This is a genomic window from Streptomyces sp. NBC_01591 (assembly GCF_035918155.1).
Classification (GTDB): Bacteria; Actinomycetota; Actinomycetes; order Streptomycetales; family Streptomycetaceae; genus Streptomyces.
In genome coordinates, this window is the sequence record NZ_CP109327.1 from 6,309,631 (window position 1) to 6,327,540 (window position 17,910).

The window sequence follows — 17,910 nt, forward strand, 5'->3', positions numbered from 1 at the left end:
GGTCGGTACATGACCGTTGTGGACGAAACCCCGGGCGAGCCGAGCGACACCCGTGGCCGTGTGGCCGAACTGCTGGACTTGCGTGAGCAGGCCCGTCGCGGACCGAGTGACCGGGCGACCGAGGCGCAGCACGCCAAGGGCAAGCTGACGGCGCGTGAGCGCATCGCGCTGCTCCTCGACGAGGGTTCGTTCAGGGAGGTCGAGCAGCTGCGCCGGCACCGGGCGACGGGGTTCGGTCTGGAGGAGAAGAAGCCGTACACCGATGGTGTGATCACCGGCTGGGGCACGGTCGAGGGCCGTACGGTCTTCGTGTACGCGCACGATTTCCGGATCTTCGGGGGTGCGCTGGGCGAGGCCCACGCCACGAAGATCCACAAGATCATGGACATGGCCATCTCGGCGGGTGCGCCGCTGGTGTCGCTGAACGACGGCGCGGGCGCCCGTATCCAGGAGGGTGTGAGCGCGCTCGCGGGGTACGGCGGGATCTTCCAGCGCAACACCCGCGCGTCCGGTGTGATCCCGCAGATCAGTGTGATGCTCGGCCCGTGCGCGGGCGGTGCGGCCTACAGCCCGGCGCTGACCGACTTCGTGTTCATGGTCCGCGAGACCTCGCAGATGTTCATCACCGGTCCCGACGTCGTGAAGGCGGTCACCGGCGAGGAGATCACCCAGAACGGGCTCGGCGGCGCGGACGTGCACGCCGAGACCTCGGGCGTCGCGCACTTCGCGTACGACGACGAGGAGACCTGCATCGCCGAGGTCCGCTACCTGATCGGGATGCTGCCCTCCAACAACCGCGAGAACCCGCCCACCGCCGCGAGCGACGACCCCGCCGACCGGCGCGGCGACGTCCTGCTCGACCTGGTCCCGGCCGACGGCAACCGACCGTACGACATGCACAAGGTCATCGAGGAGCTCGTCGACGACGGCGACTACCTGGAGATCCACGAGCGCTGGGCCCGCAACATCGTCTGCGCCCTGGCCCGCATGGACGGCCAGGTCGTCGGCATCGTCGCCAACCAGCCGCAGTCCCTCGCCGGCGTCCTGGACATCGAAGCCTCCGAGAAGGCGGCCCGCTTCGTCCAGATGTGCGACGCCTTCAACATCCCCATCATCACTCTTTTGGACGTACCCGGCTTTCTGCCCGGGGTCGATCAGGAGCACGGTGGAATCATTCGGCACGGTGCGAAGCTGCTCTACGCGTATTGCAACGCCACGGTGCCGAGGATCTCGCTGATCCTGCGCAAGGCCTACGGCGGTGCGTACATCGTGATGGACAGCCAGTCCATCGGTGCGGATCTGACGTACGCCTGGCCGACCAACGAGATCGCGGTGATGGGCGCCGAGGGCGCCGCCAACGTCATCTTCCGTCGGCAGATCGCCGACGCCGAGGACCCGGAAGCCATGCGCAAGCGCATGGTCAAGGAGTACAAGGCGGAACTGATGCATCCGTACTACGCAGCCGAGCGAGGCCTGGTCGACGACGTCATCGACCCCGCCGAGACCCGCGAGGTGCTGATCGCCTCGCTCGCCATGCTCCGTTCCAAGCACGCCGACCTGCCGTCCCGCAAGCACGGCAACCCCCCGCAGTAGTCCGCACTCCGCGCAGCACCCCTGCCGAGCCCGCGAAGACCTGCCTGCCGAGAAGACGGAGAAACAACCTATGACCACCGCCGAGTCCGTGCTGCGCGTTGAGAAGGGCCTTGCCGACCCCGAGGAACTGGCCGCGATAACCGCGGTCCTGCTCGCCCGCGCCGCAGCCCAGCCCGCCGCGCCCCCCGCCCACCGCGGCCGCAACACGGCCGGGTGGCGCCGCCTGGAACGCACCCCGGGCTTCCGCGCCCCGCACTCCTGGCAGGGCTGACGCGCAACGCGTGAAAGGGCCCCGCACTCCTTCGGGAGTGCGGGGCCCTTTCGTACGTCCGGACCGCGGGGAACCTCTACCGCAGCCGAGCCATGAGCGCGTGTTCGACGAGCGTGATCAGCGCACTCTTCGCATCCGCACGGTGCCGCGCATCCGTCGTCAGAATCGGCGTGTCGGGGCCGATCTGGAGGGCTTCGCGGACTTCGTCGGGGGTGTAGGGCTGGTGTCCGTCGAAGCCGTTGAGGGCGATGACGAAGGGGAGGCCGCTGTTCTCGAAGTAGTCGACGGCGGGGAAGCAGTCGGCGAGGCGGCGGGTGTCGACGAGGACGACGGCGCCGATGGCGCCGCGGACCAGGTCGTCCCACATGAACCAGAAGCGGTCCTGTCCGGGCGTACCGAAGAGGTACAGGATCAGGTCCTGGTCCAGGGTGATGCGACCGAAGTCCATCGCCACCGTGGTGGTGGTCTTGTCCCCGGTGTGCGTCAGGTCGTCGATGCCCGCGGACGCGGACGTCATCACGGCTTCGGTGCGCAGCGGATTGATCTCCGAGACGGCACCGACGAACGTGGTCTTACCCACGCCGAAGCCCCCTGCCACCACGATCTTCGCCGAGGTAGTAGAGCGGGCTGCTCCGCCGCTAGAGCTTGCGAAGTCCACTGAGCACCCTTTCGAGCAGTGTCACATCTGGCTGGCCGCCGGCGGACTCGTCGCCGCCGGGCTGATGGATAGCGACGAGTCCGGCCTCTGCCAGGTCGGCTACGAGGATCCGGGCAACGCCGAGCGGGATCGAGAGCAGTGCCGAAATCTCGGCGACCGACTTGATCTCGAAACACAGCCGGCAGATCCGCTGGTGCTCGGGCAACTGCCCTTGCAGCCGGGACGGATCAGCCGTGGTACTGACCAACGCCTCAATGGCGAGTTGGTAGCGCGGTCGGGTCCGGCCGCCGGTCATGGCGTACGGACGAACCAGCGGATTGTGCGCGGCGGGCGCGGCAGGCTCGGGGGTCTGCCGCGGCTGTACCGGCTGAATACGGGGCGTCCGGGGCGAGTCGTAGCGGTGCGGACGCTGCGTGGGCCACCCGGAACTCTGCCGGGTGTCCTGCGGCGGCTGCTGAGGCTGCTGCGGCTGCTGCTGATAGGGCCGGTAAGGCTGCTGGGCGCTCTGTCCGCTGGGTGCGGAGGGGAAATTGAATCGGTTGTCCCCGTGCTCACCCGGTACCTGCCGGCCACCGTTGTACGGGTGTCCGCCCTGGGGTGTGTCCACGATTCCTCCTCCGACTACCGGTCCCGATCCCAGTGGGTCCGCGCCACCGCACCTTATGGCCCGGTGGCGCGAAACGCACTGTCTGCCTACTAGTTAAGAAGACTTCCCTGCAGTTCAGCACGGAGGTCCGGGGTGAGGACACTGCCCGCACGGTCGACGAGAAGTGCCATTTCGTACCCGACCAGACCGATATCGGCGTCCGGATGTGAGAGAACGGCCAGCGAGGATCCGTCGGAAATGGACATGATGAAGAGGAATCCGCGCTCCATCTCCACAACTGTCTGATTCACCGCACCGCCCTCGAAGATCCGCGAGGCACCCGCGGTCAGCGAGGTCAGCCCGGAGGCGACGGCCGCCAGCTGGTCGGCACGGTCACGGGGGAATCCCTCGGACATGGCCAGCAGGAGTCCGTCGGCGGAGACCACCACCGTGTGCGACACCCCAGGGGTGTTGTCCACGAAGTTGGTGATCAACCAGTTCAGATTCTGCGCCGCCTGGCTCATCGGGCTCACACTAACGCTCCTGGTTGTAGGTATTACTGTCGTCCGAACCCGCGCTGCGTCCCCGCAGTACGCCCCGCCGCAGGTTGCTCAACCTGCCGCGGACGTCCTCGGGGGCACGGGAAACCTGAGGGCCGCCCTGCAAGGTCTGCTCCGCCGCACCCTCGACCAGATTGGCCTTGGGTACCCGCCGGGGGAGTCCGGACGGGGTGATCCCGCCCGCCTTCGGCTCCCGGAGCTTCTCCGCCCGCTCCCAGCGCTCGTCGTTGGCCGAGCGCCAGTCGTCGGAGCCGTTTCCGTCCGCTTGCGCGGGCGACGGCTGCTGCGGCAGTTCCTCCTGCTGCTGCGGCTGTTGCTGCGCGGCGACGGGCCGGCTTTTCCCGCGGCCGGTGGGCTGCCAGTGCTGCTGGCCGCCCCGGCGCGGCAGACCGGCTTCGGTCAGCTCAGGACCGGAGTCGGGCGTGGGCTCCGGACGGTCGAAGCCTACGCGCTCCTGCGGCTCCGTGGGGGCGCTCGGGACGGATTCCGTTTCGGCCGGTGCCGGCGGCTCGTACGCACCCTGGTAGGCGCTCTGATCCGGCCAGTCTCCCTGGTGGGACTGGGGAGCGAACTGTTCCTCGTACGTCGGCTGCGAGGCCTCACCGGCCGTGTATGGGGCTTCCGTATAGCCACCGGGCAGACCCTGGTCGGGCAGCTGGGCAAAGCCCGCGTCGGCGCGGTAGGGGTCGTAGCCGCCCTCGTACGGAGCCTGCTCGTACTGCTCCTGCCGCGAGCCCTGCTGCGGCTCCGGGGCGTATCCGTTCCCGGCGTACTGGTTGCCGGCGTACGGATCCTGCGGGAACTGCGGGGGCTCGCCCGCCGTCTGCGCCTCCAGCGCCGCACGGCGCTCCTCACGCATCAGCGAACGGCCCACCGGATCCAGCTGCGCCGCCTCCGCCGAGGACTGCTCGTAGCGGGAGTCGTCGAAGCCCAGCTCCGCCGCAGTGCGCATGTGCGGCTGGGACGGCTGCTGTTCGAAGCTCTGCTGCTCCGGAATGATCGAGGAGACGGTGAAGTCGTCCGCCGCGGCGGACGGTCCGCCACCGCCACCGTGGGTGATCGCGTCCGGCAGCATGACCAGCGACGTGGTTCCGGCCTGCTCGCCCGAGGGGCGCAGCTGGACCCGGATGCCGTGCCGGTCGGCGAGACGGCCGACCACGAACAGACCCATCCGCTGCGACACCGCGGCGTCCACGGTCGGCGGGTTGGCCAGCTTGTGGTTGATGTCGGCGAAGTCCTCGGCGGTGAGCCCGATGCCCTTGTCGTGGATCTCGATCATCACGCGGCTGTCGGGCAGCCGGGTCGCGGTGACCCGCACCTTGGTCTGCGGCGAGGAGAACGTGGTGGCGTTCTCCAGCAGCTCGGCCAGCAGGTGCACGAGGTCGGTGACCGACTGGCCGTGGATCTCGGTCTCGGGCACCCCGGTGAGCTCGATGCGCTCGTACGACTCCACCTCGGAGGCGGCGGCACGGAGCACGTCGACCAGCGGGACCGGCTGGTTCCAGCGGCGGCCGGGTTCCTCGCCGGCGAGGACCAGGAGGTTCTCGCCGTTGCGGCGCATACGGGTGGCCAGGTGGTCCAGCCGGAAGAGGTTCTCCAGCTGGTCCGGGTCGGCCTCGTTGTTCTCCAGGTCGGTGATGAGGGTCAACTGGCCCTCGATCAGCGACTGGTTGCGGCGCGAGAGATTGGTGAAGATGGCGTTGACGTTACCCCGCAGCATGGCCTGCTCGGCCGCCAGCCGGACCGCCTCGCGGTGCACCTGGTCGAAGGCGCGGGCGACCTCGCCGATCTCGTCGTGGCTGTGGATCGGGATCGGCTGGACGCGGGTGTCGACCCGGCCCGGTTCGGCCCGGGAGAGCTGGTCGACCAGCATCGGCAGCCGCTGCTCGGCGATCCCGAAGGCGGCCGTACGCAGCCGGCGCATCGAGCGGCTCATCTGCTGGGCCATGAGGCCGGCCAGCACGAAGGCGGCAAGCAGGGCGACGATCACGACGGCGGCGTTGACGATGGCGTCGGTCCTGGCACTGGACGAGATGTCCGCGGCCTCGGCCACGGCCTTGTCGACGAGCTCGTCCTCGACCGTGGTGTAGCCGTCGAACTTGGCGGTGGCGGCCGCCATCCAGGTCTCGGGCGTGATGCCCTTCGCGGCCAGCTTCTCGGGCGACTTGCCCTGCCCGATCTGCTGGGCCATGCCGTCGAAGACCGAGCCGTCGATGCTGGGCGGGGCGACGAACGGGACCCCCGCGGCGTCGGCCTTCTCCTTGGCCTTCTTCAGCTTCTCCGCGCCCTCGTCGGCCTTGGCGGCCATGACCTGCTTCAACCGGGCCGCGTCGGCCTCCGTGCCGCCGGAGACGAACTCGCCGAGCGCGATCTGCTCCAGGTAGTTGTACGAGCCGAAGGCCTTGACCTGGGCATCGAACTTGGCGCTCTCCTGGCTCGGACGCACCAGCAGGTGCATGCCGATGGAGCGCTGAAGCGATTCTGCAGCCTTGGCGAGCTCGACCGCGTAGACCGTACGGCCGTAGGTGGTGATGTTGCCGGTGCCCAGACCCAGCTCGTTGCTGAACTCCATCAGGGAGTGCTGGACCCTGACGTAGCCCTCCTCCGTCTTCACCGGGTCCATGCCCTCGGCGAAGGCGGCCTTGCGCAGCTCGGGGAGTGTGGGCTCCTCCAGCCGGAGCAGCTGAAGACGCCGCTCCAGGCCCTGCTTCTTGGGCATGCCCTTCACGGCCTCGTTGAACTTGCCCGCGGCGTTGTCGGTGGTGGCCTGGACCTCCCCGATGACGGCGGCGTCACGCTTGTTCGAGAGCAGGGGCTGAGCGGAGAGGTCACGCTCATTGAGGAGCGCCTGGCCGTACTCGGCGGCCGCGCGCACGATCAGCGCGGTCTTCTCGGCGTCCTGCGCCTCACGCCAGGTGTCGATCGACCCCTTCACCTGGAATCCGCCCATGACCAGGCCGACCAGGACGGGGATCAGGAGAATCGCGTTCAGCCGGGTGGGTACCCGCCAGTTGCGAGGCGACAGCCGGCTGGTGCTGCCACCGGACACCGCCGCGTCGGACGCATCGGCGGACGACGCCGCGGCGCGCGGTGGCGGGGTGAAGTTGCCCCGCTCCTGCCGCGCCGTGGAGCTCGCGTTGCTTCGCCTCACTCGACCAACAACCTCTCGGCGTCGGCACCTACGCTGTGCCGTATTTCGTTCAGGGCCGTACTACTCGGGAGTTCGTCGAATTCCAGCACGGGGACCGGTCGCGTTCCAAACAGTCGGAACCTGTCATTCCGAGTGGCCCATGCCTCAGAAAAAACGGGCATAAAGAACGAGCCCCGTCAAAAGGCGGGACTCATGTGAGCGCAGTGGCACCAATTGGATGCGTCGGGTGTCGAACGCGGCTCAATTCTCTGTCGAAACGTTATGAATACGGGGGCGGATCGTGTCAAAGGACACAGTCCACCCCCGTCCGACTACGGTAACTACCGTATGGCAATACCGACTTGTGCCTACTTGAGCCGAGCCATGAGCGCGTGCTCCACGAGCGTGATCAGACCGCTCTTGGCATCCGCACGGTGCCGGGCGTCCGTCGTGATGATCGGGGTGTCGGGGCCGATCTGGAGGGCTTCGCGGACTTCGTCGGGGGTGTAGGGCTGGTGTCCGTCGAAGCCGTTGAGGGCGATGACGAAGGGGAGGCCGCTGTTCTCGAAGTAGTCGACGGCGGGGAAGCAGTCGGCGAGGCGGCGGGTGTCGACGAGGACGACGGCGCCGATGGCGCCGCGGACCAGGTCGTCCCACATGAACCAGAAGCGGTCCTGTCCGGGCGTACCGAAGAGGTACAGGATCAGGTCCTGGTCCAGGGTGATGCGACCGAAGTCCATGGCGACGGTCGTCGTCGTCTTGCCCCCGGTGTGCGTCAGGTCGTCGATGCCCGCGGACGCGGACGTCATCACGGCTTCCGTACGCAACGGGTTGATCTCCGAGACGGCACCGACGAACGTGGTCTTGCCCACGCCGAAGCCCCCTGCCACCACGATCTTCGCCGAGGTGGTGGCCCGGGCCGCACCGCCGCTAGAGCTTGCGAAGTCCACTGAGCACCCTTTCGAGCAGTGTCACATCCGGCGCGCCGCCGGTCTCTCCATTGCCCGGCTGGTGGATGGCCACCATGCCGGCTTCCGCCAGGTCCGCCACGAGGATCCGGGCCACGCCGAGCGGCATCGACAGCAGTGCCGAGACCTCGGCCACCGACTTGACCTCACGGCAGAGGTGGCAGATCCGCTGGTGCTCGGGGAGCAGGGTCCCCAGATGCGCGGGGTCGGCCGTGGTGGAGACCAGTGCCTCTATGGCGAGCTGATAGCGCGGCCGGGTCCGGCCACCGGTCATGGCGTACGGGCGGACCAGTGGCTGGTCGCCTTCACCTTCGTACGACGCGTGGTGCAGTGCGCCGTACGGATCGGGTGAGGCGGGTGGCGGGGTCATGAATCCTCCGGGCGTGACAGCAGTACGTCGGCTTGCCGTCTGAAGGGGCCGGTGGGGGGCTCTAAGCGGCCTGACGGGTGAGGGATGAGGGCATTACCTGGGGCAATCGAGTCTGTCATCGATCCATGGCCGCCTAATGGAGCAGGCTGCCTTGGAGCTCGGCGCGGAGGTCGGGGGTGAGAACGCTGCCCGCACGGTCGACCAGCAGGGCCATCTCGTACCCGACCAGGCCGATGTCGGCGTCCGGGTGGGCGAGAACGGCCAGCGAGGAGCCGTCCGAGATGGACATCAGGAAGAGGAACCCGCGTTCCATCTCCACCACGGTCTGGCTGACGGCGCCGCCTTCGAAGATCCGCGAGGCACCCGCGGTCAGCGAGGTCAGCCCGGAGGCGACGGCGGCCAGCTGGTCGGCGCGGTCACGGGGGAATCCTTCGGACATGGCCAGCAGGAGTCCGTCGGCGGAGACCACCACCGTGTGCGACACCCCGGGGGTGTTGTCCACGAAGTTGGTGATCAACCAGTTCAGATTCTGCGCGGCCTGACTCATCGGGCTCAACTAACGCTCCTGCTGGTGAGTGGGGCCGAGTGGGAAACTGCCGGTCGACTGGCCGTTGTTGGCCTGCCGCCCTTGCTGGATGCCCCGGCGGAGATTGGTCAACCGCCCGCGTACATCATCGGGGGCACGTGACACCTGAGGACCGGACTGATGGTTCTGCTGCTGAGCGGTGCCCGGCACCAGGTTGGCCCGAGGCACTCGGCGCGGCAGTCCGGAAGTGGTCACTCCGCCTGCCGCGGGCTTCTTGACCCGCTCCGCCTGCCGTACGAGTTCGTCGTTCGGCGAGGGGCGCCAGGAACTTGTGGTGCTGCCCGTGTCGCCCTCGCCGCGGTTGGGCGCCGCGGGAGCGGGAGGCTCCGGGGCGGTCGGCCGCTGGGGGAGGGACGCGGGCGCCTGCGGCTCGGCGGGCGGCTGCTGGCCACCCTGCTGCGGGCCGTGGAACCAGTTGGTCTCCAGGGTGTCGTACAGCGGCGTACGACCGTCCCCGGGCCCGGCCGCCGGAGGCAGCGCCTCGGGCTGCGGCTGCGGCGGCAGGACCGGACGGTACTGCGCGTCACCGGTGGGCGCGACGGGCGGACGCGGGGCGCCGAAGTCCTCGTCGTCCCGGCCGCGCTGACGCGGGGCCGGCAGGCCCTGGTCCTGCGCCCGGACAGGCTGCTGTCCGAAGTCGGGGCGGGCGAACTGTGCGGTGCTTGCCGGGTCCTGGGCGGACAGGTCCTGCGGGGCCGGAGCCGAGAAGTCCGGGCGGGCGAACTCGGCGGTGGAGCCGGGGCCCTGCCGGTCGTCCATGGGCGCCCGCGGGGTGAGCGGCGGGCTCATCGGCCGCTGGAACTGGCCGGTGGACTCGGGGTCCTCGTGACCGCGCGGGGCGTCCAGCGGAGTACGCCGCGGCGCGGACGGCTCCTCGGTGCCCCAGCTGGTGGTCTGCGGACGCTGCGGCTGAGGGTTGCCACCGGGCAGCTCGGCACGCGGGCCGCCGACCGGGGGCAGCTGACGGCCGGGATCGCCCTGGCCGGCGGGCTGCTGGAAGCCGCCCTGGTCGGCCGGGTTCTGCCGGGACTGCTGCGGTTGGGACGGCTGCCACGGGGCGGGGCCGTTCGGCCGGCCCTGCGAGCCGTTCTGGTCCTGGCGGTCCGGACCCTGGCGGTTCTGGTCCTGGCGGTGCTGGCCGAACAGGTCGGGCCCGCCCGATTCCGTACGACCCGGTCCGTCGCCCTGGCCGCGGGCACCTAGGCGGGCACCGTTGCCGAAGGCGCCGGCGAGGCCGCCGCCGTGACGATGCGGTTCCGGGCGGGAGGCGTCCTGCGGTCCGGAGCCGGACAGCCCGGCGGACTGGAATCCGGCGTTCTGCTGGCCCTGCTGGTTCGGCTGGCCCTGCTGATGGCGGGGGCCGCCGTCGCGCGAGGGCAGTGCGGCCCGCGGTGCGGAGCCCGCACCGACCTGACCGCGCGAGGCGCCGGGCCCCGAGGCGAGACGGCCGGCCGGGCCCGACGGGGAGCTGCCGAGGCCGGGACGGGAGCCGTTGCCCGGGCCCGCCGTGTTGCCACCGGCGAGCAGGCCGCCGGGGGCGCCGGACTGCTGTCCGGGTGCCTGCTTGGGAGCCGGCTGCTTGCCGCCGTGCGCGACGTCGACGGGCAGCATGACCAGCGCGGTCGTGCCGCCGGAGTCGGACGGCCGCAGCTGGATCCGGATGCCGTGGCGCAGGGACAGCCGGCCGACCACGAACAGACCCATGCGGCGGGAGACCGAGACGTCCACGGTGGGCGGCGAGGCGAGCCGCTCGTTGATCGCCGCGAGGTCCTCGGGGGAGAGGCCGATACCGGTGTCGTGGATCTCGACCAGCACCCGCCCGTCGGGCAGCGCGTGACCGGTGACCCGGACCTTCGTCTGCGGCGAGGAGAACGACGTGGCGTTCTCCAGCAGCTCGGCGAGCAGGTGCACGAGGTCGTTGACCACGCGGCCCGCGACCTCGGTGGCGGGCACCGCGGCCAGTTCGATGCGCTCGTACTGCTCCACCTCGGAGGCGGCGGCACGGAGCACGTCGACCAGCGGGACGGGGCGGGTCCACCGGCGGCCCGGCTCCTCGCCCGCGAGGACGAGGAGGTTCTCGCCGTTACGGCGCATACGGGTCGCGAGGTGGTCGAGCTTGAAGAGCGAGGAGAGCTGGTCCGGGTCGGCCTCGCGCGACTCCAGTTCGGAGATGAGCGAGAGCTGACGCTGGATGAGGCCCTGGCTGCGGCGCGAGAGGTTGGTGAACATCGCGTTGACGTTGCCCCGGAGAAGGGCCTGCTCGGCGGCGAGACGGACGGCCTCGCGGTGCACGTCGTCGAAGGCCGCGGCCACCTGGCCGATCTCGTCCCGGGAGTGCACACCGACCGACTCGACCGAGGTGTCCACGTCTTGCGGGTCGGCCTCGGAGAGCTGCTTGACGAGCTCGGGCAGCCGGTCCTGGGCCACGCGCGTGGCCGTGTCCTGCAGCCGTCGCAGCGAACGGATCATCGACCGGGCGACGACGAAGGCACCGACCAGCGAGACGCCGAGCACCAGCAGGATGAGCGCACCGCTGATGATCGCTTCGCGCTTCGACTCGTCGCGGAGCTCGCGGGCCTTGCCCTCCATGTCGCTGAGGAGGGTCTCCTCGATGGTCTTCATCGCCTGGATCTTGGTGGAGCTCTGGTCGTACCAGTCCAGGTAGGAGCGCCGCGCGGTGCCGGTCATGCCCGAGGGGCTGTCCAGCACCTTCTTCGCGTAGGTGTTGGCGGCCTTGATCTCCGGGTTGCCCTCGTCCAGCGTGGCGGTCAGCTCGTCGGCGTTGTTGCCGGTGGCCTGGTACACGCCCTCGAAGGAGCGGAGCGCCGCACGCTCCTTGTTGAGCGCGGCCTTGCCGAACTGCTTGTCGTTCTCGTCGAGGTGCGGCTGCTTGTCGTTGCCGCCGGGCAGGGCCGCGGCGATGATCGCGCGCTGGACCGAGGCGTACTCCTTGGCGGAGGAGAAGGCCGCCAGCGCCCGGGTCCGCTTGATCATCTCCGAGTTGCTGGTCGCCTGCGCCATGTCCTGCGAGAGGCTCAGCAGCGAGGTGATCAGCTGGCTGTACTGGTCGACGGTCTGGAGACTCGGAGTGTCCTTGGCGTAAGCCGTCTTGCGGATGTCGCGGATCTCGGCCAGCTGGCTCGCGATCTGGGTGACGCTCGAGTAGATGCCCTCGAGGGCCTCGTCGCCGGAGGGGTCGCCGATCGAGGTCGTCGCGTCGAGGAAGGCCGTCTTCGCCCGGTCGGTCTTCTTGCGGGGCTCGGTGACCTTGAAGTCGGAGGGCTTCACGCCGTTGGCCAGCGGACCGGCCGAGCGGTCGCGCTCCTCCTGGAGCGCCTGGGCGAGCGACGTCGCCTGCTTGGTCATCCTGGTCAGCAGCTGCATGTGATCCAGCTGCTGGATGTCGTTCATGGACTCGTTGATCCGCAGTCCACCGAGCGTGGTCGCGGCGACCACGGGCAGGGCGAGCAGGGAGACCAGGCGCGTGCTGATGCGCCAGTTGCGAAGAGCGACTCGCGAGCCGGTGCTGACGGGGCCCCGGGACTTGAGCGACGAGACCGGATCGGTGCCGCCGTTCGCCGTGGCACCGGGGCGCTGAGCGCGGTCGCCGCTGTCACCGGCCGCAGCAGGCCCGGGGTTCTGGGCGTGCTGGGCCGAGGAACCGCGGTCGGTCCCGCCGTGCGGCTCCTGTTCCGCCGCAGCGCTGCCATCCCTCTTGAAACGTCCCTGCACTAGCGTCGCAACCTCTGGACCAGGCGTTCCGCCGCTCTGGGCGGTGGAACGGTGTCGGCGTCTTGGGGCGTTGTGCCCGCCCCATGGTGGTCGTGAGTGACCGGCGTCCTTCCCCTTTCCGCCGCCACTCGGCGCTCCGTTGCGCCCCTGCGCGCCGGCTTGAAAACCCGCGGCGGTGCGTGGAATTCCAGCACAGTGCCGGATCTCCAACAAGGGCCCAGTGCCGGGCTGCGACCTGGGTGACGCGTTGTGATGACTGAGTAACAAGCCGTGGAGCGTGATCATGGATAAAGCGGACGATCAGGTGTGAATCGGCGAAGCGTGAAGGGTGTCCCAGTCGACATGATCAGGAGCGGAATGGCTGATTCAGTGCCGTAATGTCCGTTTCTGTCAACCTGATCGACCGCCTGAAATGGGGGAATTGTCGGCGCGGTCGTGAGCAAACTCACATGATGATCGTCGTCTCTTCCGGCCTTCGGGAGGGAATTGGGTGTTTAGCCTGACGCTTTACAGGGATGGCAAATCCGACAACCGGCGCCCCTCCGGGCGGCGCCCGTACCGACAGGGTCCGAACGGCAGATGAAGACGACGACGATGTTCCGCAACATTGCCAACCCCCGGCGCACCACGCTGGCGCACCTCAAGGACGCCGACGAACTGCAGACGCCGGAGCAGCCGGAGCACACCGTGGACCTGCCCACCCAGACGGCCAACCCGCGGCGCACCATCCTCATGGAAGCCCCGGTCACCGCCGCCGTAGCGGAGTAGTGCGGGCGCCGTCCCCCTCACCCACCCCGCCCCGCCGGGCCGCCCCGTAATCGGGGCAATCCTCGCCGGTCGACGCGTTAGCCTGGAGCGTCAGTCTTCAGCCAGCAAGTGAGGGGCGACAGCATCCCGTGCGCATCGCCAGGTTCTCCATCGACGGCAATGTCGCCTTCGGCGCCGTCGAGGGCGAGGGGCCCGATGGTCTCGTCCTCGACATCATCAAGGGCATCCCGTACGCCGAGTTCGAGCTCTCCGGCACCAAGGTCCCGCTGAGCAAGGTCCGCCTCCTGCCGCCCGTGCTCCCCAACAAGGTCGTGGCCATCGGCCGCAACTACGCGGAGCACGCCAAGGAGCTGGGCAACGAGGTACCGGACGTCCCCGTCGCCTTCTTCAAGCCCACCACCTCGGTGATCGGCTCCGGCGACGCCATCGAGTACCCCTCCTTCTCCAACGAACTCCACCACGAGGCCGAACTGGCCGTGGTCATCGGCCGTATGTGCCGCGAAGTTCCGCGCGAGCGCGTGAAGGACGTCATCTTCGGCTACACCTGCGCCAATGACGTCACCGCCCGCGACGCCCAGAAGCGGGAGAAGCAGTGGGCCCGGGCCAAGGGCTTCGACACGTCCTGCCCGCTCGGCCCTTGGGTGGAGACCGACCTCGACCCCCATGACCTCACCATTCAGGCGACGGTCAACGGAGAGCAACGGCAACTCGGCCGTACGAGCGACATGATCCGCTCGATCGAGGATCTGGTCGTCCACATCACGGAAGCCATGACGCTGCTCCCGGGCGATGTGATCCTCACCGGCACTCCCGCAGGGGTCGGACCCCTCCATGTCGGCGACGAGGTCGCCGTCACCATCGAAGGCATCGGCACTCTCACCAACAAGGTGATCAAGCGTGGTTAACGCACCAGTCCGTGTACGTTTCTGTCCCTCCCCGACCGGCAACCCCCATGTGGGCCTGGTCCGCACCGCCCTGTTCAACTGGGCCTTCGCCCGGCACCACGGCGGCACCCTGGTCTTCCGCATCGAGGACACGGACGCCGCCCGCGACTCCGAGGACTCCTACAACCAGCTCCTGGAGTCGATGCGCTGGCTCGGCTTCGACTGGGACGAGGGCCCCGAGGTCGGCGGCCCGCACGCCCCGTACCGCCAGTCGCAGCGCATGGACATCTACAAGGACGTCGCCGACAGGCTCCTCGCCGGCGGGTACGCGTACCACTGCTACTGCACCACCGAGGAGCTCGACACCCGCCGCGACGCCGCCCGCGCCGCCGGCAAGCCGTCCGGCTACGACGGCCACTGCCGCGAGCTGAGCGCCGAGCAGATCGCCGCGTACGAGGCCGAGGGCCGGACATCGATCGTCCGCTTCCGGATGCCCGACGAGGCGCTCACCTTCACCGACCTGGTCCGCGGCGAGCTGACCTTCCAGCCGGAGAACGTGCCGGACTACGGCATCGTCCGCGCCAACGGCGCCCCGCTCTACACGCTGGTCAACCCGGTCGACGACGCGCTGATGGAGATCACCCACGTCCTGCGCGGCGAGGACCTGCTCTCCTCCACCCCGCGTCAGCTCGCCCTCTACAAGGCGCTCATCGAGCTGGGCATCGCCAAGGACACCCCGGCCTTCGGCCACCTGCCGTACGTCATGGGCGAGGGCAACAAGAAGCTCTCCAAGCGCGACCCGCAGGCCTCGCTCAACCTCTACCGCGAGCGCGGCTTCCTGCCCGAGGGGCTGCTCAACTACCTCTCCCTGCTGGGCTGGTCGATCGCCGAGGACCGCGACATCTTCTCCATCGCGGAGATGGCGGCCGCGTTCGACATCAAGGACGTCAACGCCAACCCGGCGCGCTTCGACCTGAAGAAGTGCGAGCACATCAACGCCGAGCACATCCGCAAGATGGACATGAAGGCGTTCACCGAGGCCTGCGGCCCCTGGCTGAAGGCCCCGTTCGCCCCGTGGGCCCCGGAGTCCTTCGACGCGGACCAGTTCGCGACGATCGCCCCGCACGCCCAGACCCGCGTCACGGTCCTGTCGGACATCACGGCCAACGTCGACTTCCTCTTCCTCGACGAGCCGGCGACGGACGAGGCGTCCTGGAACAAGGCGATGAAGGAGGGCTCCGACGCCCTGCTCGCCACGGCCCGCGCCAAGCTGGTCGACGCCGAGTGGAACGCGGACACCCTGAAGAACGCCATCCTCGCCGCGGGCGAGGAGCACGGCCTGAAGCTCGGAAAGGCCCAGGCCCCGGTCCGCGTCGCCGTCACCGGCCGCACGATCGGCCTGCCGCTCTTCGAGTCCCTGGAGATCCTGGGCCGCGAGAGGACGATCGCCCGCATCGACGCTGCCCTGGCGAAGCTGGCCGCGTAACGGCGGGTCCACCGAAGCACATCCACGGGAGGGGCGGCAGCCAAGCGACGGCTGCCGCCCCTCCCGTCGTGCGTGCACGCACTGGCGCGAACCCGCTGTGCCCGCCGCACGGGCCTCTACGCTGACCCCATGACGATCCGCGCGGTCCTCTGGGACATCGACGACACGATCTTCGACTACTCGGGTGCCGACCGCGTCGGCATGCGCAAGCATCTCGAACAGGAGGGCCTGCCCGACGGATACGACTCCGTCGAGCAGGCCCTCGCCGCATGGCGGACGATCACCGACGCGCACTGGGCGCGGTTCGCCGCCGGGGAGACGGACTTCCTGGGGCAGCGCCGGGACCGGGTCAGGGAGTTCGTCTCGCGGGCGCTGGACGACGAGGAGGCCGACGACTGGTTTGCCCGGCACGCGGCCCACTACGAGGCCGCCTGGGCGCTCTTCCCGGATGTGCTGCCCGTGCTGGATCTGCTGGCGGACGGGTTCCGGCACGCGGTGCTGTCGAACTCCAGCATCCACAACCAGGACCGCAAGCTGCGCACACTCGGTGTGCGGGACCGTTTCGAGGCCGTGGTGTGCGCCGTGGAGCTGGGTGTCTCCAAGCCCGAGGCCGGAGCCTTCCACGCCGCCTGCGAGGCGCTGGCGCTGGAGCCGCGAGAGGTCGCGTACGTGGGGGACGAGCCGGACATCGACGCCGGTGGGGCGGTCGCCGCCGGGCTGATGGGGATCTGGCTGGACCGGGGCGGGCGCGGTGGACGGCCCGAGCTCGTCCGCATCAGCGGGCTCGATCAGCTGCCCGGACTGCTGGGGCCTGTCCGACCCTGATCCGCCGGACAGGCCCGGCGGGCAATACCCGTTTTGGAGCGCCGGACACCTTCGGGTAATGTTCTTCCTGCGCCGCCCAAGCGGAACGAAAGAACCGAACGGGAAGCGCAACCGAACAAAACCCCTCACGGGGGTTGAGTTTTGGTGGGCTATGGTGTAATTGGCAACACTACGGTTTCTGGTACCGTCATTCTAGGTTCGAGTCCTGGTAGCCCAGCGCAGAAATGCAACAGCAGTAACAAGCCCCCGTTGTGTAGCGGCCTAGCACGCTGCCCTCTCACGGCAGTAGCGCCGGTTCGAATCCGGTCGGGGGTACAGATCCTTCCCGCGAGATCATCTGGGTCGCACCCACGCTCTCGATGCAGGATCGCTAGGGCCCCCGTTGTGTAGCGGCCTAGCACGCTGCCCTCTCACGGCAGTAGCGCCGGTTCGAATCCGGTCGGGGGTACAGATCCTTCCCGCGAGATCATCTGGGTCGCACCCACGCTCTCGATGCAGGATCGCTAGGGCCCCCGTTGTGTAGCGGCCTAGCACGCTGCCCTCTCACGGCAGTAGCGCCGGTTCGAATCCGGTCGGGGGTACTTGTAACACCATGGGCTATGGTGTAATTGGCAACACTACGGTTTCTGGTACCGTCATTCTAGGTTCGAGTCCTGGTAGCCCAGCGCAGAAATGCAACAGCAGTAACAAGCCCCCGTTGTGTAGCGGCCTAGCACGCTGCCCTCTCACGGCAGTAGCGCCGGTTCGAATCCGGTCGGGGGTACAACAGCAGGACAGACAAAGGCCCTTCACCTCGGTGAAGGGCCTTTTCGCTGGCCCGCCAGGCCCGTTCGGGCCGCGGACCCGTTCAGAGCCCGTAGCGCCGGGCCGACTCCTCCTCCTGGGCCATCCGGCGCAGGGACATCAACAACGGCTCGTAGAGCACCGCCGACGCGACCGCCATCTCCACCTGCTCCGACTCCGTGGGGTGCGTCTCCATCATGTCCAGGTCCTGGACGGCGACTTGATGCATCAGGCGGGCCTGCTCGGCCAGGTAATCGACGTCACAGGGGTAGCCGAGGCGGATCAGTGTGGCCACCGACGACACCAGCGAGCGATGCGCGGGGGAGAGCGAGCCGATCTCCTGCGACGTCGCCCAGCCGACCCGGTCCAGAAGCCGCTCGACCTCCTCGCGGGCCGCGGCGGTCTCCGGAGCCTCCTCGTCGGGGTCGGGGCCGTGCGGGAGCGACCACAGCGCCGCGCCCAGCCGGATCGTCCGGCCCAGGGACTCGTCGTCCATGTGGGAGAGGACCTCGCGGGCCGTGGCCACCGGAAGGCGGCCCACCTGGATCAGGGCCCGCACCAGACGCAGCCGGCGCACATGACTCTCGTCGTACTCGGCCTGCGTCGCGGTGACCCGCCGGCCGGGATGCAGCAGACCCTCGCGCAGGTAGTACTTGATCGTCGCGGTCTTGACTCCGCTCTTCTCGCTCAGTTCCGAGAGCCGCATGTTC

The 17,910-nt window shown here is 69.1% G+C and carries 15 protein-coding genes and 6 tRNA genes; 12 read left to right on the top strand and 9 right to left on the bottom strand.

Going from position 1 to position 17,910, the window contains the following annotated elements; translation table 11 throughout:
- Nucleotides 1–9: 9 nt before the first annotated feature.
- Both OG978_RS29170 and OG978_RS29175 read left to right on the top strand, forming a co-directional pair.
- A complete protein-coding gene (locus OG978_RS29170) occupies nucleotides 10–1,593 on the top strand; it encodes an acyl-CoA carboxylase subunit beta (protein ID WP_326768065.1) in 1,584 nt (527 codons plus the stop codon).
- Nucleotides 1,594–1,663: 70 nt separating this feature from the next.
- Entirely contained in the window at nucleotides 1,664–1,864 is a 201-nt protein-coding gene (locus tag OG978_RS29175) for an acyl-CoA carboxylase subunit epsilon (protein WP_326768066.1), read from the top strand.
- 76 nt (nucleotides 1,865–1,940) lie between these two features.
- On the opposite strand, the gene OG978_RS29180 is transcribed toward OG978_RS29175, so the two are convergent.
- The 8 genes from OG978_RS29180 to OG978_RS29215 form a co-directional block, all read right to left on the bottom strand.
- Nucleotides 1,941–2,522: a GTP-binding protein gene (locus OG978_RS29180; protein ID WP_014048542.1), complete on the bottom strand. Its 582-nt coding sequence runs from the start codon at nucleotides 2,520–2,522 to the stop codon at nucleotides 1,941–1,943.
- A complete protein-coding gene (locus OG978_RS29185; protein ID WP_326768067.1) occupies nucleotides 2,503–3,129 on the bottom strand; it encodes a DUF742 domain-containing protein in 627 nt (208 codons plus the stop codon). Before OG978_RS29185 ends, OG978_RS29180 begins: the two co-directional genes overlap by 20 nt.
- 89 nt (nucleotides 3,130–3,218) lie before the next feature.
- Nucleotides 3,219–3,632 (bottom strand): roadblock/LC7 domain-containing protein, encoded by a 414-nt coding sequence (locus tag OG978_RS29190; RefSeq protein WP_124272100.1) that lies wholly within the window; start codon nucleotides 3,630–3,632, stop codon nucleotides 3,219–3,221.
- Nucleotides 3,633–3,642: 10 nt separating this feature from the next.
- On the bottom strand, nucleotides 3,643–6,819 hold the full coding sequence (locus tag OG978_RS29195) for a sensor histidine kinase (protein ID WP_326768068.1): 3,177 nt from the start codon (nucleotides 6,817–6,819) through the stop codon (nucleotides 3,643–3,645).
- A 347-nt stretch (nucleotides 6,820–7,166) separates the two neighbouring features.
- The gene (locus OG978_RS29200; protein ID WP_072487286.1) at nucleotides 7,167–7,748 is read right to left on the bottom strand and encodes a GTP-binding protein; all 582 of its coding nucleotides are present in this window, start codon (nucleotides 7,746–7,748) and stop codon (nucleotides 7,167–7,169) included.
- Nucleotides 7,729–8,136, bottom strand: a complete 408-nt coding sequence (locus OG978_RS29205) for a DUF742 domain-containing protein (RefSeq protein WP_326768069.1) — start codon at nucleotides 8,134–8,136, stop codon at nucleotides 7,729–7,731. Before OG978_RS29205 ends, OG978_RS29200 begins: the two co-directional genes overlap by 20 nt.
- A gap of 133 nt (nucleotides 8,137–8,269) precedes the next feature.
- Complete coding sequence (locus OG978_RS29210; RefSeq protein ID WP_259934900.1) at nucleotides 8,270–8,683, bottom strand: roadblock/LC7 domain-containing protein; 414 nt, start codon at nucleotides 8,681–8,683, stop codon at nucleotides 8,270–8,272.
- 9 nt (nucleotides 8,684–8,692) lie between these two features.
- Entirely contained in the window at nucleotides 8,693–12,454 is a 3,762-nt protein-coding gene (locus OG978_RS29215; RefSeq protein ID WP_326768070.1) for a sensor histidine kinase, read from the bottom strand.
- Nucleotides 12,455–13,033: 579 nt separating this feature from the next.
- On the opposite strand from OG978_RS29215, the gene OG978_RS29220 reads away from it, so the two are divergent.
- The 10 genes from OG978_RS29220 to OG978_RS29265 all read left to right on the top strand — a co-directional run bounded on the left by OG978_RS29220 (nucleotide 13,034) and on the right by OG978_RS29265 (nucleotide 17,180).
- Complete coding sequence (locus OG978_RS29220; RefSeq protein ID WP_326768071.1) at nucleotides 13,034–13,222, top strand: hypothetical protein; 189 nt, start codon at nucleotides 13,034–13,036, stop codon at nucleotides 13,220–13,222.
- A gap of 128 nt (nucleotides 13,223–13,350) precedes the next feature.
- Entirely contained in the window at nucleotides 13,351–14,127 is a 777-nt protein-coding gene (locus tag OG978_RS29225; RefSeq protein ID WP_124716171.1) for a fumarylacetoacetate hydrolase family protein, read from the top strand.
- Nucleotides 14,120–15,592, top strand: coding sequence for a glutamate--tRNA ligase (gene gltX / locus OG978_RS29230; RefSeq protein WP_326768072.1), 1,473 nt, complete (start codon nucleotides 14,120–14,122; stop codon nucleotides 15,590–15,592). The genes OG978_RS29225 and gltX overlap by 8 nt, the downstream gene beginning before the upstream one ends.
- Before the next feature lie 129 nt (nucleotides 15,593–15,721).
- The gene (locus OG978_RS29235) at nucleotides 15,722–16,417 is read left to right on the top strand and encodes an HAD family hydrolase (protein ID WP_326768073.1); all 696 of its coding nucleotides are present in this window, start codon (nucleotides 15,722–15,724) and stop codon (nucleotides 16,415–16,417) included.
- 145 nt (nucleotides 16,418–16,562) lie between these two features.
- Nucleotides 16,563–16,634 (top strand) — tRNA-Gln (locus OG978_RS29240).
- Nucleotides 16,635–16,659: 25 nt separating this feature from the next.
- A tRNA-Glu gene (locus OG978_RS29245) sits at nucleotides 16,660–16,732 on the top strand.
- A 60-nt stretch (nucleotides 16,733–16,792) separates the two neighbouring features.
- Nucleotides 16,793–16,865, top strand: a tRNA-Glu gene (locus OG978_RS29250).
- Nucleotides 16,866–16,925: 60 nt separating this feature from the next.
- A tRNA-Glu gene (locus OG978_RS29255) sits at nucleotides 16,926–16,998 on the top strand.
- Between the two features lie 12 nt (nucleotides 16,999–17,010).
- Nucleotides 17,011–17,082 (top strand) — tRNA-Gln (locus OG978_RS29260).
- 25 nt (nucleotides 17,083–17,107) lie between these two features.
- Nucleotides 17,108–17,180 (top strand) — tRNA-Glu (locus OG978_RS29265).
- 84 nt (nucleotides 17,181–17,264) lie between these two features.
- On the opposite strand, the gene OG978_RS29270 is transcribed toward OG978_RS29265, so the two are convergent.
- Complete coding sequence (locus OG978_RS29270; RefSeq protein WP_326768074.1) at nucleotides 17,265–17,906, bottom strand: MerR family transcriptional regulator; 642 nt, start codon at nucleotides 17,904–17,906, stop codon at nucleotides 17,265–17,267.
- Nucleotides 17,907–17,910: the final 4 nt, after the last annotated feature.